This is a genomic window from Buttiauxella warmboldiae (genome assembly GCF_003818135.1).
Lineage (GTDB): Bacteria > Pseudomonadota > Gammaproteobacteria > Enterobacterales > Enterobacteriaceae > Buttiauxella > Buttiauxella warmboldiae.
The window spans coordinates 1-15,221 of record NZ_RPOH01000012.1 but is presented as its reverse complement, the minus strand read 5'-3'; the positions used below and the strand labels follow the sequence as shown (position 1 = coordinate 15,221).

Here is a 15,221-nt window from a genome sequence, read left to right as displayed (position 1 = left end):
TTCCTTCTTTGTCAGCAACCAGAAGGGCGTGGTTTCCCACGCCCTTCTGGTCTTTCTTAATTACTTCCAGCAAACGAGGCAGTAATTTTTCTTACCCCGGCGCAGCAGGGTGTAGCGATTGAACAGAATATCGCTATCGGCAAAGGTGTATTCCGGGTCGGATTGCTTCTCGCCGTTAATGGTAATCGCATTCTGTGCGATAGTTTTACGCGCCTGGCCACGGGACGGCTGCAGTTCGGAATCCACCAGCGCCTGCTGTAAATCGGCGCCGCGTTCCATTTCAACCATCGGCACGCCGTCCTGAGCCAGTTGCTCAAGGTCGGCTTCGGTCAAATCGCTCAGGTTACCGTTAAACAGGCTACGGGTAATACGTTTCGCCGCATCCAGGCCTTCTTCGCCGTGAACCAGACGGGTTACCTGCTCTGCCAGCACATATTGCGCACGCGGAGCGGTGCCGCTGTTTTTATCTTCTTCTTCCAGCGCGTCGATCTCTTCCAGGCTCATAAAGGTGAAGAACTTCAGGAAGCGATAAACGTCGGAGTCGGCGGTGTTAATCCAGAACTGGTAGAACTTGTACGGGCTGGTTTTCTTCGGATCGAGCCACACCGCGCCGCCTTCGGTTTTGCCGAATTTAGTGCCGTCAGATTTGGTGATCAGCGGAACCGTCAGACCAAACGCCTGCTGCTGATGCAGACGACGGGTCAAATCGATACCGGAGGTGATGTTACCCCACTGATCGGAACCGCCAATTTGCAGCACCACGCCGTGCAGTTTGTTCAGGCAGGCAAAATCATAGCCCTGCAGCAGGTTGTAGGAAAACTCGGTAAAGGAGATCCCTACGTCGTCACGGTTCAGGCGCTGCTTCACCGCTTCTTTGTTAATCATCTGGTTAACGGAGAAGTGCTTGCCAATATCACGCAGGAAGGTCAGAACGTTCATCCCGCCAAACCAGTCGTAGTTGTTTGCCGCAATCGCGGAATTGTCGCCGCAGTCGAAATCAAGGAACGGCGCAACCTGGCGGCGAATTTTTTCCACCCACTCTTGCACGGTCTCTTCGGTATTGAGCTTGCGCTCCGAGGCTTTAAAACTTGGATCGCCAATCAGGCCTGTGGCTCCCCCAACCAGCGCAACCGGTTTATGACCCGCTTGCTGGAAGCGTTTCAGGCACAGCAGTGGAACCAGATGGCCCAAATGCAAGCTGTCAGCGGTAGGATCAAAGCCGCAATACAGCGCAATTGGCCCTTGCGCCAGACGCTGTGCTAACGCTTCTTCATCCGTTACCTGGGCGACTAAGCCCCGCTCTTGCAATTGTTTTATCAAATTGATGCTCGCCATCAAATTCTCCATCTCTATACGACTGCACCTTTACCGGTACACGGTTTTTCGCCCGCTGGCGAAAGGAGTTAATTTCTTAGGGGACATAGAATAAAGCGCTGGCAGCAGGAGTGCCAGCGCTTAACGCAACAAATTCCAACTGTTATGGGGCCAGGCGGTCTATTTTCCAGCCGCCGCCGTCACGCTGGTATAAAAAACGATCGTGCAGACGATGTTCACCGCCCTGCCAGAATTCCATTTGATCGATTGTTACGCGATAGCCGCCCCAGAAACTGGGCAATGGCACTTCGCCCTGCTGGAATTTCTGCTTCAGCTCGAGGAATTTGCTCTCCAGAATGCCGCGCGCGGAAATACGGCTGGATTGCTTAGAAACCCAGGCGCCAATCTGGCTGTCACGCGGGCGGCTGTGGAAATACTTCATGACTTCAAGGGTTGATAAACGCTCGGCCGAGCCTTGTACCATCACCTGGCGGTCAAGCATATGCCAGGGGAAATGCAGGCTTACGCGGGGATTGTTTTCCAGATGATGCGCTTTGCGCGAGCCGAGGTTGGTGTAGAACACTAATCCGCGTTCATCAAAATGTTTCAGCAGCACGATGCGTTGATATGGCTGGCCGTATTCATCAACGGTGGCCACCACCATCGCGGTGGGGTCGGCAAGCTTTGCCTCACAGGCCTGAGCTAACCAGCGTTCAAACAGCGGCAGAGGGTGTTCGGTAAGATCGCTGCGGCGCAATCCACCTTTCGTGTATTCGCGGCGCAGATGAGCAATTTGTTGCAAAGAGTCGTTATCAGACATGGCGTTACGTCAGGCTATCATCAGGTGGAGGCTATTGTGCGCTCCACCTTCAGAAATCTCAACGTTTGGGGTTTTGCAGCTGGCAATTATTCAGCACCACCGTGTCTTTGCGGTACACGGTCGCGGTATCGCCTTTCGACCAGAACACATACACCCCATCGCTGTAACGCGTACCCGATGCGGATAAACCTTGCGTCAGGGAGAGGTATTCGTTGTCATACACGAAATTAACCTTCTGGTTATTATTGTTGAGTTCAACGGTAAGCGGTTTCTCATCACACTGATATTGCAGCGTATCCGTCTGCATGCGCTCAACGAAAGTGTGGTAATAGCTACATCCGCTAAGCATCAAGGGAATGAGGACAAGGAGTGGTTTTTTCATCTGCATATCCTGAAGTTCTTCTTATAGAGGAGGAGCATGGCGCTCCCCCATCAGCTTCAGCTTAGAGATTTAGTGCTTAATTTAATTTCAGTTAACTCTGATTATGCAGCGGATTGGCAGGGAAAATGGCCCCTATCACGCTTGCCGTTGACGCTCCGGTTACCGAAGGCAGATTACCCGGCAAGCCTGACAGGGTGCGATACGCAAGCCAGGCGAAGGCCAGCGCTTCCATATCGTCGCCGCTGATCCCCGCTTCGTCCGTGGTGGTAACCTCAATGCCCGGCAACAACCCGCCTAAGCGCGCCATCAGTAATGGGTTACGGCTGCCGCCGCCGCATACCATCAGGCGTTCACAACCGCCGTTCAACAATACTTGTTCGGCGATAGTCACCGCCGTCAGTTCGGTAAGCGTGGCCTGAACGTCTTGCGCGGCAAGGCCGGGATAGGCGGCCAGCTGGCGTTCAAGCCAGCCATAATTGAAATATTCACGCCCGGTGCTTTTTGGCGCTGGCAGCGCAAAATAAGGATCGCTCAGCATTTGCTGCAACAGCGGAACGATCGTCTGGCCGCTGCTCGCCCATTCGGCATCTTTATCATAAGCTTTACCGCACTGACGCCAGATCCAGGCATCAATCAGCATATTGCCAGGGCCGGTATCAAACCCGCGTACCGGCTGGTCCGGACTGAGGAGCGAAAGATTGGCAATCCCGCCGATATTCAGCACCATGCGATGTTCCGTCGGATGCGCCAGTAAAGCATGGTGGAAGGCCGGTACCAGCGGTGCGCCTTGCCCACCCAGAGCCATATCGCGCCGGCGGAAATCCCCCACTACCGTGACGCCAGTGCGAGCGACAATCTGATTGTTATCGCCAATTTGCAGAGTATGCGGTGCTTCGCCCTGCGGCTCATGCCAGACTGTCTGGCCGTGGCAGCCAATCGCGGTGATATCCGTATAGCTGAGGCCCTGGCGGGTCATTAAGGTCTGAACCGCCTCAGCGAACAATTTGCCTAAACGGTGATCAAGCTGCCCAAGCTGAGAAAGCGTTAACTGCTGCCCCTGGCAGATAGCCAGAATCGCATTTTTAAGCGCTAAAGGGATGGGATGGCTATAGCTTGCCTGCTGCGCCACCAGATGTTCATCAATCACTGCCAGAACGACATCAATACCGTCCAGACTGGTGCCAGACATCACACCGATATAACGCCCTGATTTCATCTGTTACTCCTGTAGACTCGCCAAATTGGGATAAATGCAGCCATAAACTAACATTCAAAACGTTGAATACTTAATAATTTTTAACAACAACGAGTTATATAGCGCTATTTATGGCGCGGCTATATTCAATTTACTAATGGTTTATGCAGGGTTAAGGGGCGGTTTTTTAGTATTATGCCTATAGCGCGTCTGAACTAATTTTAAATTCAGCACTTAAATACCATATAATTTAGCCATGAAGGATGCCCCGTTGGGCGTTTCAGATGTTCAGGAGAGTCAAAAATGATTTCACGTATACTGGCAGTATCGTTAGTTGGGTTAACTTTGGCTGGCTGCAGCAGCACGAGTACGCTCTCAGGTGACGTTTATAGCGCCTCTGACGCCAAACAAGTGCAAAGCGTCACCTACGGTACGTTAGTTTCTTCGCGTCCGGTTCAGATCCAGGCTGGTGATGACTCAAATGTGTTGGGCGCAATTGGCGGCGCAGTACTGGGCGGCTTCCTGGGGAACACCGTAGGCGGCGGCACAGGTCGTTCGCTGGCTACCGCTGCGGGTGCCGTAGCAGGTGGCGTGGCGGGTCAGAGCGTGCAGGGGGCGATGAATAAAACCCAGGGCGTGGAGCTGGAGATTCGTAAAGACGACGGCAACACCATTCTGGTGGTACAAAAGCAGGGCAGCACCAAATTTACCGTTGGCCAGCGCGTAAGACTTGCCAGCAACGGCAGCCAGATTACCGTATCGCCAAACTAATCATCAGCGGGGTGACTGGTTAACCAGCCACCCCGCTTGACTGCTGCGTCAGCCATGTTTTCCCCTCACCTCAGGATGAGGCTGGTGAAAGACAGATTATTCTTTGCTCTGCAAATCCACGATATTTTTTTCCAGGCGGCTAATCAGATTGAGCAGCAGCAGCTGTTCATCAGCGTTAATGCCCGACAAAATCTCCGCGCGCGTTTTCCTGATAACCGTCTCCATCTCATTGATGATCGGCTCCGCACGTTCGGTGAGTTTGATGCGTTTCGCCCGGCGGTCGCTGGCACAGGTTTGACGAGAAATAAGCCCTTTTTCTTCAAGCTGATCAAGCGTTCTGACCAGCGAGGGCTGCTCGATGCCAATCGCTTTAGCCAGTTGAATCTGGGACTGCTCGGGGGGCAACTGGTGAATATTATGCAGCGTAACCCAGTGCGTTTGCGTCAGTTCCAGAGGTTTCAGGCGATGGTCAATCAGAGCACGCCAAATGCGCACCAACCGTGCCAGATCCGATCCTAATGGCGATTCCAATTTCATCTCCTTATAATTAGCTTGCTAACTTATTTTAGTGATTTTAAACTATTGTGCAGGCTTTAATTGAAAAAACAAAATCCTTATTTTTGCTGATGTTATGCAACCAGCTATACTTTTAGTTTACATCTAAGTCAGGGGAAACGGCAGTCACCCCCGAAAATTTAAAGGATTATCTGACGTGAATTCCCGTTTTCTGACATCGGGCCTTCCTCTCCAGGACCTGGTGGTTGGCGCTTCGCTCTATTTCCCACCCCTTTTTAAAGCGGTCATCGTCGGCTTTTTTATCTGGCTGATGTTGCATCACCTGCTGCGTGACTGGATCTATTCCGGCGAGATCTGGCATCCGACATTAATGGATTTGTCGCTCTTTTCGCTATCCGTCAGTGCAGGACTGGTGATTCTGATGGTGTGGCAGGCATGATGAAAACAATAAAATATTTCTCCACGCTGCTGATTTTCGCCGTCGCCATCGTGGTTGGCTGGCTGTTATGGAATTATTACATGCAATCCCCGTGGACACGAGACGGCAAAGTCCGGGCCGAGCAGGTCAGCATTACGCCGCAGGTGTCGGGGACGATAACGCAGCTCAATATTGAGGATAATCAGTTCGTCAACGCGGGAACGGTGCTGTTTACTATTGATGCCACCCCCTATCACATCGCACAGCTTAATGCCCAGGCGCAGCTGGCTCAGGCTCAGTCCGAGCTGACCAAAGCCAGTCACGAAGCGAAGCGGCGGCGGAATTTGCCCCATAACTATATTTCTGCTGAAGATTTGGACATCGCAAATACCCATGTTTTAGCGGCGCAGGCCGCGCTGAAAGCTGCCGAAGCCACGCTTGAGCAGGCAAAATGGCAGGTTTCGCAAACGGCCGTTACCGCGCCGGTTGATGGTTGGGTCACCAATCTTTCCACGCGCGCGGGCAATTACGCCACCTCAGGCCAGCCGGTTTTTGCGCTGGTGGATAGCAACTCCTTTTACGTGGTGGGTTATTTCGAAGAAACCAAACTGCGCCATATTCAGCTGGGCAATGGGGCGAAAATTGTGCTGTACAGCGGCCATATTCCGCTGAACGGTACGGTGCAAAGTATTGGCCGCGCCATCTATGACCAAAGCGTTGAAAACGGCGGTGACCTGGTCGCGGATGTTAAGCCCAATGTACCCTGGGTGCGTCTTGCCCAGCGCGTACCGGTGCGGATTAAGTTAGACGCTATCCCGGAAGGGATTGCGCTGGTTGCCGGCACCACCTGCACCGTTTCCATTAGCCACTGAATCGCCTGATGAAACTTTCGGCACTGAAATGGCAACATAGCCCCTGGATAAAAGCCAGCGCCGGGCAATGGCGCTATGCCCTGCGTAACGCCATTGCGATGTGTCTTGCATTAACCCTCGCTTATTGGCTGGATTTAGACGAGCCTTACTGGGCGATGACCTCTGCGGCGGTAGTCAGTTTTCCGACGGCTGGCGGCGTGGTCAGTAAAAGCCTGGGGCGCATAGCCGGTAGCCTGATTGGCGCTATGGCCTCGCTGATCGTTGCGGGAAATACGCTCAACGATCCATGGTTGTTTATCTTTGCCATGGCTGCCTGGCTGGCGCTCTGCACCTGGAGCGCCAGCCATTTTCAGAACAATGTGGCTTATGCCTTTATGCTGGCGGGTTACACCGCGGCGATCATCGCCTTCCCGATGGTTAACACTGTCGACACGACCCAACTGTGGGAGATCGCCCAGGCACGCGTATGTGAGGTTATCGTCGGGATTTTGTGTGGCGGATTGATGATGATGGTGCTGCCCAGCACCTCTGACGGCACTACCCTGCTTACCGCACTGCGCGCTATGCAGGCGCGGCTGTTAGAGCATGCATTAATGCTGTGGAAACCCGAAACTACCGATGCCATTCGCACCGCCCATGAAGGGGTTATTGGGCAGATCCTCACCCTGAACCTGTTACGCATTCAGGCGTTCTGGAGCCACTACCGCTTCCGGCGCCAGAATAATCTGCTCAACTATCTCCTTCACCAGCAGCTGCGCCTGACCAGTGTGATTTCAGGCCTGCGCCGTATGTTGATGAACTGGCCAAACCCTCCGCAAAATTTATCGCCGCTGCTTGAGAGGTTAATTCAGGAGCTGGCGCGGGAAGACTGCGATAAATACAGCGTTGCCCGCCTGTTACAGCAGATTGCCCCGGGGCCCGGCGATGATTTTCGTCATCAGGCATTCTGGCTGCGCCTGCGCTATTTCTGCTGGCTGTATCTTAACAGCCGACGCTGGCTGCGCGAGCTGGAAAATGCCACTCCGGTAACCGAACTCACGCCCCCCAAAACTACGCCTTTAGCCCGTCATACCGATAGCACCGAGGCGCTATGGAGTGCGGTGCGTACGTTTTGCGTCATCGTCGTGACCGGAGCCTGGTGTATCAGCACCCAGTGGGACGCCGGAAGTGGCGCAATGTCGCTGGCGGCAATCGGTTGTGTGCTCTACTCGTCAGCCCCTTCCCCGCTCAACTCGTTAACCCTTCTGATGCGCACCCTGCTATGGCTGTCGCTGTTCAGCCTGCTGGTGAAATTTGGTCTGATGGTGCAGATTACCGACCTCTGGCAATTCCTGATATTCCTGTTTCCCCTGCTCACGACGATGCAACTGCTTAAGCTGCAACAGCCGAAACTTGCCGGGTTATGGGGGCAGATGATTGTTTTCATGGGTTCTTTTATTGCCGTCACCAATCCACCGGTTTATGACTTTGCTGATTTTCTCAATGATAATCTGGCGAAAATGATTGGCGTTGGGCTTTCCTGGATGGCATTTTCAGTGCTGCGCCCCGGTTCCGATACGCGCAAAAGTCGCCGCCACATTCGCGCATTGCGTCGCGGTTTCGTCGACCAACTTAGCCGCAAGCCGCAGCATTCCGAAAACCAGTTTGAGTCCCTGATCTATCACCACATCAGCCAGTTGAGCAACAGTAAAGATGATGAGGCACGGCGCTGGCTGCTGCGCTGGGGCGTGGTGTTGCTCAACTGCTCACATGTGGTCTGGCAATTACGCGCGTGGGAAACGCGCTCTGATCCGCTCTCTCGGGTGCGTGATGTCGGTATCGAGACTCTGAAGGATGTGATGAGTGAAGGTGGCGTTCAGCAGCGTTCATTAGCCGCCTCGCTGCAGACATTACAGCAGCTGGCAGATACGCTTGCGCGCCATCACAGCCACGCAGCGCGCGAACTGGCAGGAATTATCTGGCGGCTCTATTGCTCGCTTTCACAGCTGGAACAGGCGGCGCCTGCCGGAACGCTGGCAGGCGGCCACTGATTTTATTGGATCACGCCGCAGAGGTAACGTGCGCCACCACCGCCAAGCGGCTCAGGCTTATCGGACATATTATCGCCACCGACATGCACCATCAGCGCTTTACCTTTGACTTGCTCAAGGGTTTTCAGGCGCGGTGCTGTAACAGACTCGGTCGCGCGGCCGTCATTATCAACCACCAGCACGGGTAAATCCCCAAGGTGCCCGACACCCATCGGCCCCCGATGCTGGCCAGTATTATCAGGATCAAGATGCCCGCCAGCCGCTTCAGCCGCCGACGGCTTGCCCTCTTTCAACGCAGGAGCACAGCTTCCTTTCGCATGCACATGGAAACCGTGCTCGCCAGGGGGAAGGGTTTGCAGGTCGGGCGCAAAGAGCAGCCCTTTATCGGTTTCGGTGATTTTCACGGTGCCGGATGAGCGATCGATGCCTTTTGGCGTGACGAAATTCATCTGCACTTCGGTGCTGGCAGCCTGAACGGCCGCACAGCTGAATAATGCCAGAAAAGCCAGACTAAAATGCTTCATGTTACCTCCCGGATTCACTTTCAACCTGTTAAGCATAGGCCAGACAGGCAGATTCCTCCGGCAGATAACCGTTTATAGCTTATGGCACATCAAAACCCAGCGCCGCTTTACGAATGCGGAACCATTGTTGACGGCTCATATCAAGGCTAAGCGCGTGAATGGCGGAGCGCACGCGTTCAATTTTACCGGAGCCGATAATGGGCAACGGCTTAGACGGCAAACGCATGACCCAGGCGTAAACCACCTGCTCAATCGTCTCCGCCCCCATTTCCGCCGCGACTTTATGTAGCTCGTCGCGCAGCGGCTGGAACGCCTCATCATTAAACAGGCTACCGCCGCCCAGACATGACCATGCCATTGGATGAATGCGCAACTGCTGACATTGGTCCAGCGTGCCGTCAAGAATCGCTGGCTGATGCAGCGGCGAGATCTCCACCTGATTTGTGGCAAGCGTAAACGGCAGGCGTGATTGCAGCAGAGCGAACTGCGCTGGGGTAAAGTTCGAGACGCCAAAGTGACGCACTTTGCCGCTCTGGTGCAGCGAAATGAAAGCTTCTGCGACTTCATCCGCATCCATCAAAGGATCGGGGCGGTGAATTAACAGCAGATCGAGGTAATCGGTCGCCAGCTTCTGCAGCGAGGCTTCAGCCTGGCCGATAATGTGCGATTTATCGGTAATGTAGTGGCCCAGAGCGTGCTCCGGGTTGGCTGTCGTCGCAATGCCGCACTTGGTGACAATTTCCATTTTCTGACGCAGATGCGGTACAAGGCGCATGGCATCGCCAAACGCCGCTTCACACTGGTAACCGCCGTAAATATCGGCGTGATCGGCGGTGGTAATGCCCATTTCGACATGCTCTTCGATAAAGCTGGCTAGCTGAGGCGCGGACATATTCCACTCCATCAAACGCCAATACCCCATCACCAGACGTGAAAACTCCGGGCCCTGCGGGGAAATCGTAATGCGCTGTACCATTAAGTCATCCTCAGTATTCAATAAATTCTGCGCCTGAGTATAACGGCATCAGTGAATTAAAAAAGTGAAGGTTGTTCGGGTTCTGCGGGGGACGCAGACCTGCTGGCGCGCAATTTACGCAGTAATCGCTGGCGGCATAGCCGCAGCACCTCCTGTTTTTGTCCATCGCTAAACTGCAGCCACTGAAAGCGCTCATCGCGGCTGCGCATGCAGCCACGGCAAAAGCCGCGCTCATCTGACTGGCAGATCCCACGACATGGGCTTTGAATCGGGAAAAACTCTAGCTGTTCAGCCACCCGGCTTCCTCTTTTGTAACCTTACTTCAATTGAAGCCCGACATCGGACAGGTTGCAAGCGCGCGGCGAATTTATTGAAATTAAGGTTTACCTAATCTTGATTGGTTAGCCTGTGCGCATTCTCCAGACTTATTTATGAGCGCTATGATAACCCTGAAAAAGTTACAGTGTAACGACAACAAGTTTAATCTTTGCTGCGCATGCTTCTTCACCTTAATTAATTTCCTGTTTATCCAGCATGCCTGGAAAATTATTACACCAGACTCCTTCCACAGCTGGATTTTCGCCCTTTCCATACCGCTGGTGCTGTTCAGCGCCTGGTTGACCATTTTCAGCCTGATTAACCTGCCGTGGCTGCGTAAGCCTGTGCTGATCATACTGGTGATGGGCTGCGCGGCGAGCAACTATTTCATGGTGACCTACGGTGCGGTCATTGATAAAGAGATGATGATCAACGTCTTTGAAACCGACGCTCAGGAAGCGGTTGCGCTGATGACCCCTCAGCTATTGGCCTGGCTTCTCTTCACCGGTATTGTCCCGGCAGTTATTCTCGCGGCAATAAAAATTAAGCCTTCACGCTGGTGGCACACGCTGCTGGCCCGCCTGGTGAGCGTACTGACAGGTCTGTTGATCATTATTCTGGTTGCATCGGTATTCTATAAAGATTACGCCTCGCTGTTCCGTAACAACAAAAACCTGACCAGGATGGTAACGCCTGCTAACTACATCAGTGCGATTAGCCGTTATAGCCAGACGCGCTGGTTTGCCGGTGACCAGACGCTGGTAAAAATAGGTGAAGATGCGCGAAAAGGCCCCCTGATACTCCAGCAGCACAAGAAAACGGTGGTGGTTTTTGTGGTGGGCGAAGCCTCACGCGCGGAAAATTACTCTTTGAATGGCTATGCTCGTGAAACCAACCCTGAGCTGAAAAAACAGGGGGTTATCTATTTCCCTAATGCCTCATCCTGCGGTACCGAAACCGCTATTTCGGTTCCCTGCATGTTCTCCAGCATGGCACGCAAAAATTATGACGCGTCACTTGCCCACCACCAGGAAGGCCTGATGGATGTCCTGGCTCATGCCGGAGTTAACCTGTTATGGCGTGATAACGACGGGGGCTGTAAAGGGGCCTGCGATCGCATTCCTCATACCGATATGACGCAGTGGAATATAGACGCATTATGCAAAGATCAATCCTGCTGGGATGACGTACTTCTGCACCGTTTTAGCAACGTGCTTGATGGCCTGCAGCAGGATTCCGTCATAGTCTTGCATCTGATGGGGAGCCACGGCCCGGCTTATTATCGGCGCTATCCGGATAAATTCCGCAAATTTACCCCAACCTGCGACAGCAACCAGATTCAGGATTGCGATCGCCAGTCGCTTATCAATACCTACGACAACACGATCCTGTATACCGATGATATCGTCAGCCGTACCATTGATGCGTTGGGCGCGCACGGCGACAAATTCAATACCGCGCTGGTCTATCTTTCCGACCACGGTGAATCGCTGGGTGAAAACGGCATTTATCTGCACGGCACGCCATATATGCTGGCCCCAGCCCAGCAAACCCATATTCCCTTCCTGTTCTGGCTGTCGCAAGATTACCAGCAAAATTTTGCGTTAAATGGCCATTGTGTGGCGAACAAGGCCGCCAGCGAGCCCGTTTCCCAGGACAATATCTTCTCTACGCTGCTGGGGATGATGAATATAAAAACATCTGTATATCAGAAAGATATGGATATTCTGGCGGCCTGTCGTCAAGCGTAACCTTCGGAGGGTTGGCAAAATTCTGCCCTCCGGCCCTTGCTTTAGACCGACTGGTCTATTACAGTCATTCCCATGAACAGACACCCTGACCATGACACTCGTGAACATCTTCTGGCGACCGGCGAGCAGCTTTGCCTGCAACGCGGTTTTATCGGCATGGGATTAAGCGAACTGTTAAGCACCGCCGAAGTGCCGAAAGGCTCTTTCTATCACTACTTTCGCTCTAAAGAAGCGTTTGGCGTGGCGATGCTGGAGCGTTATTACGCCGCTTACAACCTGCGTTTAGAGCAGCATTTTTCGCAGGGCTGCGGGAATTACCGTGAAAAATTACTCGCGTGGTATCAGGAGACGGTTAACGGGTTCAGCCAGCGCGGTAGTCTAATCGGCTGTTTGACGGTCAAGCTGTCGGCTGAAGTCTGCGACCTTTCAGAAGATATGCGCACGGCGCTGAATAAAGGTGCCGCGCAGATTGTCGCTCAGCTTGCGGAGGCGCTGGAACAGGGTCATGCCGAGCACAGCCTGAAATTAAACGATTTGGCACTAAGCCAGGCTCAGGTGATCTATAGCCTGTGGCTTGGCGCCACGCTTCAGGCGAAGATTTCACGTAGCGCGGTACCGCTTGAATGTGCCCTCGCCCACGTCGCCCAACTGTTAGCGAAACCTGTCTCCTGACAGGCTTTTTATTTAACCGAACACTAGACGACCGGTCTATTTTGAGGATTACCAATGTCAGCAGATAAATTATTCACCCCGCTGAAAGTCGGCGCCATTACTACACCAAACCGTATTTTTATGGCACCGTTAACCCGCCTGCGCAGCATCGTACCCGGCGATATTCCAACGCCACTGATGGGTGAGTATTACCGCCAACGCGTAAGCTCCGGGCTGATTATCAGTGAAGCCACGCAAATTTCCGCGCAGGCGAAAGGTTATGAAGGCGCACCGGGCCTGCATAGCGATGAGCAAATTGCGGCATGGCAGAAAATTACGGCTGGCGTTCACGCAGCCGATGGGCGCATCGCGGTACAGCTGTGGCACACCGGCCGTATCTCGCATACCAGCCTTCAACCCGATCGGCAGGCGCCTGTTGCACCATCGGCACTCTCTGCCGGCACGCGGACTTCGCTGCGTGATGAGCATGGCCATGCCATTCGCGTCGATACCTCAATGCCACGCGCTCTGGAACTTAACGAAATTCCGGGCATCGTTAACGATTTTCGTCAGGCAGTAGCAAACGCGCGTGCTGCCGGCTTTGATATGGTCGAGCTGCACTCTGCGCACGGCTATTTATTGCACCAGTTCCTCTCTGCGTCCTCTAACCATCGCACCGATGAGTACGGCGGCAGCCGTGAAAACCGTGCGCGTCTGGTGCTGGAAGTGGTTGATGCCGTCAGCAAAGAATGGAGCGCCGATCGCATTGGGATCCGTGTCTCACCGGTCGGTTCATTCCAGAATGTGGACAACGGCCCGGATGAAGAAGCCGATGCGCTGTATCTGATTGAAGAGCTGAATAAACGCGGCATCGCCTATCTGCACATGTCTGAGCCAGACTGGGCGGGCGGCAAGCCTTACAGCGAAGCATTCCGTCAGAAAGTGCGTGAGCGCTTTAGCGGCGTGATTATCGGTGCCGGTGCTTATACCCCAGAGAAAGCTGAAGCGCTGATCGCGAAAGGTTTGATTGACGCGGTGGCGTTTGGCCGTGATTACATTGCCAACCCGGATTTGGTTGAGCGCCTGCAGCGCAATGCAGAACTCAACGCCCAACGCCCTGAAACCTTCTACGGCGGCGGCGCGGAAGGTTATACCGATTACCCGACTTTATAAACACGGCCAAAGGATAGCGACGCGCATTGGCCGCTATCCCCTTTATTCAACTCAGATTATTTTGGGTATATACTTACCTCAAATTTAGAAATTAACCCTTTAATTCTAAGAGGATTTTATGCGCTTACTTCATACCATGCTGCGTGTCGGTAACCTGCAGCGCTCGATCGAATTTTACACCAACGTACTGGGCATGACGCTACTGCGTACCAGCGAAAACCCTGAATACAAATACTCTCTGGCGTTTGTGGGCTACGGCCCGGAGACCGAAGAAGCGGTTATCGAACTGACCTATAACTGGGGCACCGAGAGCTACGAACTGGGCAATGCTTATGGGCACATCGCGCTGAGCGTTGATGATGCAGCCGCAGCCTGCGAGCGTATTCGCAACAGCGGCGGCAACGTCACTCGTGAGGCCGGTCCGGTAAAAGGTGGTTCTACCGTTATTGCTTTTGTTGAAGATCCAGACGGCTACAAAATTGAGCTGATCGAAAGCAAAGACGCAGGCAAAGGCCTGGGTAACTAATCCCCGGTTGACGGGCGCAACTGGCGCCCGTTAGCTTCCCTCCATAAAATTTGCCATAATGCGCGCTGCTTTTTCCCCGTATTAAGAGATCCTGATGTCTGACAACACGCAACTGCATAGCCTGTGCGACCGTTTTCGTGGTTTTTATCCGGTAGTCATTGATGTAGAAACCGCCGGCTTTAACGCTAAAACCGATGCTTTACTGGAAGTGGCAGCCATCACTTTAAAGATGGATCAAGATGGCTGGCTGGCGCCTGATGAAACGCTGCATTTCCATGTTGAGCCGTTTGAAGGGGCCATTCTTCAGCCTGAAGCGCTGGCTTTTAACGGTATCGACCCGCATAACCCGTTGCGTGGCGCAGTGAGTGAATATGATGCGCTGCATGCTATTTTTAAAATGGTGCGCAAAGGCATCAAAGACAGCGGCTGTAACCGCGCGATTATGGTGGCCCATAACGCCACATTCGACCACAGCTTTATGATGGCCGCGGCAGAACGTACCTCATTAAAACGCAACCCGTTCCACCCGTTTGTCACCTTTGATACTGCGGCACTGAGCGGGCTGGCGTTAGGCCAGACCGTGCTGGCGAAAGCCTGTATCGCGGCCGGTCAGCCGTTTGACAGCAGCCAGGCGCACTCGGCGCTGTATGACACCGAGCAGACCGCCCTGCTGTTCTGCGAGATTGTTAATCGCTGGAAACGATTAGGCGGCTGGCCGCTTCCGCTACCGGCCGAGCCCGAAGCCTGAGGATAAAAAAAGCGACCGTAACAGGTCGCTTCAGACGGATGACAAACCCACGTGTTTCGCCAAACGAACATAGGCCATCAATAAAAGACAAGGAAAATCAATTTATTTATTTTCGGCTGATAACCACAAAGAAGGAAAAACCACGCTTTTTCCTTCTTTGTCAGCAATCGCTGGCGCAGGCTATTGGCGCATAGTCATTAACGTCACAACTATGCCGAGCGCTGCCGCTATCGCCC

General features: G+C 53.4%; 17 protein-coding genes. 9 read left to right on the top strand and 8 right to left on the bottom strand.

Features of this window, described 5'->3' with window-relative positions:
- Positions 1 to 60: 60 nt before the first annotated feature.
- The 4 genes from tyrS to anmK all read right to left on the bottom strand — a co-directional run bounded on the left by tyrS (position 61) and on the right by anmK (position 3,732).
- Positions 61 to 1,335 (bottom strand): tyrosine--tRNA ligase, encoded by a 1,275-nt coding sequence (gene tyrS, locus EHN07_RS04210; RefSeq protein WP_124022947.1) that lies wholly within the window; start codon positions 1,333 to 1,335, stop codon positions 61 to 63.
- 142 nt (positions 1,336 to 1,477) lie between these two features.
- On the bottom strand, positions 1,478 to 2,134 hold the full coding sequence (pdxH, locus tag EHN07_RS04205) for a pyridoxamine 5'-phosphate oxidase (RefSeq protein WP_124022946.1): 657 nt from the start codon (positions 2,132 to 2,134) through the stop codon (positions 1,478 to 1,480).
- Between the two features lie 58 nt (positions 2,135 to 2,192).
- The gene (mliC, locus tag EHN07_RS04200) at positions 2,193 to 2,516 is read right to left on the bottom strand and encodes a C-type lysozyme inhibitor (protein ID WP_124022945.1); all 324 of its coding nucleotides are present in this window, start codon (positions 2,514 to 2,516) and stop codon (positions 2,193 to 2,195) included.
- 91 nt (positions 2,517 to 2,607) lie between these two features.
- Positions 2,608 to 3,732, bottom strand: a complete 1,125-nt coding sequence (gene anmK, locus EHN07_RS04195; RefSeq protein ID WP_124022944.1) for an anhydro-N-acetylmuramic acid kinase — start codon at positions 3,730 to 3,732, stop codon at positions 2,608 to 2,610.
- Positions 3,733 to 4,014: 282 nt separating this feature from the next.
- Here anmK and slyB point away from each other — a divergent pair, with 282 nt between their 5' ends.
- On the top strand, positions 4,015 to 4,482 hold the full coding sequence (slyB, locus tag EHN07_RS04190) for an outer membrane lipoprotein SlyB (protein WP_124022943.1): 468 nt from the start codon (positions 4,015 to 4,017) through the stop codon (positions 4,480 to 4,482).
- A gap of 96 nt (positions 4,483 to 4,578) precedes the next feature.
- Here slyB and slyA read toward each other — a convergent pair whose 3' ends face one another.
- Positions 4,579 to 5,019, bottom strand: a complete 441-nt coding sequence (gene slyA, locus EHN07_RS04185; RefSeq protein WP_124022942.1) for a transcriptional regulator SlyA — start codon at positions 5,017 to 5,019, stop codon at positions 4,579 to 4,581.
- A gap of 175 nt (positions 5,020 to 5,194) precedes the next feature.
- Between slyA and EHN07_RS04180 the strand changes: the two genes are divergently transcribed.
- Genes EHN07_RS04180 through EHN07_RS04170 form a run of 3 tightly spaced genes read left to right on the top strand, consistent with a single transcriptional unit; the run spans position 5,195 to position 8,318 of the window.
- Complete coding sequence (locus tag EHN07_RS04180) at positions 5,195 to 5,437, top strand: DUF1656 domain-containing protein (protein WP_124022941.1); 243 nt, start codon at positions 5,195 to 5,197, stop codon at positions 5,435 to 5,437.
- Positions 5,434 to 6,288, top strand: coding sequence for an efflux RND transporter periplasmic adaptor subunit (locus EHN07_RS04175; protein WP_124022940.1), 855 nt, complete (start codon positions 5,434 to 5,436; stop codon positions 6,286 to 6,288). The genes EHN07_RS04180 and EHN07_RS04175 overlap by 4 nt, the downstream gene beginning before the upstream one ends.
- An 8-nt stretch (positions 6,289 to 6,296) precedes the next feature.
- Positions 6,297 to 8,318: an FUSC family protein gene (locus tag EHN07_RS04170; protein ID WP_124022939.1), complete on the top strand. Its 2,022-nt coding sequence runs from the start codon at positions 6,297 to 6,299 to the stop codon at positions 8,316 to 8,318.
- 2 nt (positions 8,319 to 8,320) lie between these two features.
- Here EHN07_RS04170 and sodC read toward each other — a convergent pair whose 3' ends face one another.
- From sodC to EHN07_RS04155, 3 genes are all read right to left on the bottom strand, one after another.
- On the bottom strand, positions 8,321 to 8,842 hold the full coding sequence (gene sodC, locus EHN07_RS04165; protein ID WP_124022938.1) for a superoxide dismutase [Cu-Zn] SodC: 522 nt from the start codon (positions 8,840 to 8,842) through the stop codon (positions 8,321 to 8,323).
- Between the two features lie 79 nt (positions 8,843 to 8,921).
- On the bottom strand, positions 8,922 to 9,818 hold the full coding sequence (locus EHN07_RS04160) for an aldo/keto reductase (protein ID WP_124022937.1): 897 nt from the start codon (positions 9,816 to 9,818) through the stop codon (positions 8,922 to 8,924).
- A 56-nt stretch (positions 9,819 to 9,874) separates the two neighbouring features.
- The gene (locus EHN07_RS04155) at positions 9,875 to 10,114 is read right to left on the bottom strand and encodes a DUF1289 domain-containing protein (RefSeq protein ID WP_124022936.1); all 240 of its coding nucleotides are present in this window, start codon (positions 10,112 to 10,114) and stop codon (positions 9,875 to 9,877) included.
- A gap of 144 nt (positions 10,115 to 10,258) precedes the next feature.
- Here EHN07_RS04155 and eptA point away from each other — a divergent pair, with 144 nt between their 5' ends.
- From eptA to rnt, 5 genes are all read left to right on the top strand, one after another.
- Entirely contained in the window at positions 10,259 to 11,887 is a 1,629-nt protein-coding gene (gene eptA, locus EHN07_RS04150; RefSeq protein ID WP_124022948.1) for a phosphoethanolamine transferase EptA, read from the top strand.
- Positions 11,888 to 11,959: 72 nt separating this feature from the next.
- Positions 11,960 to 12,559, top strand: a complete 600-nt coding sequence (locus EHN07_RS04145) for a TetR/AcrR family transcriptional regulator (protein ID WP_124022935.1) — start codon at positions 11,960 to 11,962, stop codon at positions 12,557 to 12,559.
- Positions 12,560 to 12,613: 54 nt separating this feature from the next.
- Positions 12,614 to 13,711: an alkene reductase gene (gene nemA / locus EHN07_RS04140; protein WP_124022934.1), complete on the top strand. Its 1,098-nt coding sequence runs from the start codon at positions 12,614 to 12,616 to the stop codon at positions 13,709 to 13,711.
- 118 nt (positions 13,712 to 13,829) lie between these two features.
- Entirely contained in the window at positions 13,830 to 14,237 is a 408-nt protein-coding gene (gene gloA / locus EHN07_RS04135) for a lactoylglutathione lyase (protein WP_124022933.1), read from the top strand.
- A 94-nt stretch (positions 14,238 to 14,331) separates the two neighbouring features.
- A complete protein-coding gene (gene rnt / locus EHN07_RS04130) occupies positions 14,332 to 14,985 on the top strand; it encodes a ribonuclease T (protein WP_124022932.1) in 654 nt (217 codons plus the stop codon).
- Positions 14,986 to 15,221: the final 236 nt, after the last annotated feature.

Bases quoted from the DNA above. Each gene is read 5' to 3' on its own strand.
- tyrS (WP_124022947.1), bottom strand. From the start codon at position 1,335: ATGGCGAGCATCAATTTGATAAAACAATTGCAAGAGCGGGGCTTAGTC.
- pdxH (WP_124022946.1), bottom strand. From the start codon at position 2,134: ATGTCTGATAACGACTCTTTGCAACAAATTGCTCATCTGCGCCGCGAA.
- mliC (WP_124022945.1), bottom strand. From the start codon at position 2,516: ATGAAAAAACCACTCCTTGTCCTCATTCCCTTGATGCTTAGCGGATGT.
- anmK (WP_124022944.1), bottom strand. From the start codon at position 3,732: ATGAAATCAGGGCGTTATATCGGTGTGATGTCTGGCACCAGTCTGGAC.
- slyB (WP_124022943.1), top strand. From the start codon at position 4,015: ATGATTTCACGTATACTGGCAGTATCGTTAGTTGGGTTAACTTTGGCT.
- slyA (WP_124022942.1), bottom strand. From the start codon at position 5,019: ATGAAATTGGAATCGCCATTAGGATCGGATCTGGCACGGTTGGTGCGC.
- EHN07_RS04175 (WP_124022940.1), top strand. From the start codon at position 5,434: ATGATGAAAACAATAAAATATTTCTCCACGCTGCTGATTTTCGCCGTC.
- EHN07_RS04170 (WP_124022939.1), top strand. From the start codon at position 6,297: ATGAAACTTTCGGCACTGAAATGGCAACATAGCCCCTGGATAAAAGCC.
- sodC (WP_124022938.1), bottom strand. From the start codon at position 8,842: ATGAAGCATTTTAGTCTGGCTTTTCTGGCATTATTCAGCTGTGCGGCC.
- EHN07_RS04160 (WP_124022937.1), bottom strand. From the start codon at position 9,818: ATGGTACAGCGCATTACGATTTCCCCGCAGGGCCCGGAGTTTTCACGT.
- eptA (WP_124022948.1), top strand. From the start codon at position 10,259: ATGATAACCCTGAAAAAGTTACAGTGTAACGACAACAAGTTTAATCTT.
- EHN07_RS04145 (WP_124022935.1), top strand. From the start codon at position 11,960: ATGAACAGACACCCTGACCATGACACTCGTGAACATCTTCTGGCGACC.
- nemA (WP_124022934.1), top strand. From the start codon at position 12,614: ATGTCAGCAGATAAATTATTCACCCCGCTGAAAGTCGGCGCCATTACT.
- gloA (WP_124022933.1), top strand. From the start codon at position 13,830: ATGCGCTTACTTCATACCATGCTGCGTGTCGGTAACCTGCAGCGCTCG.
- rnt (WP_124022932.1), top strand. From the start codon at position 14,332: ATGTCTGACAACACGCAACTGCATAGCCTGTGCGACCGTTTTCGTGGT.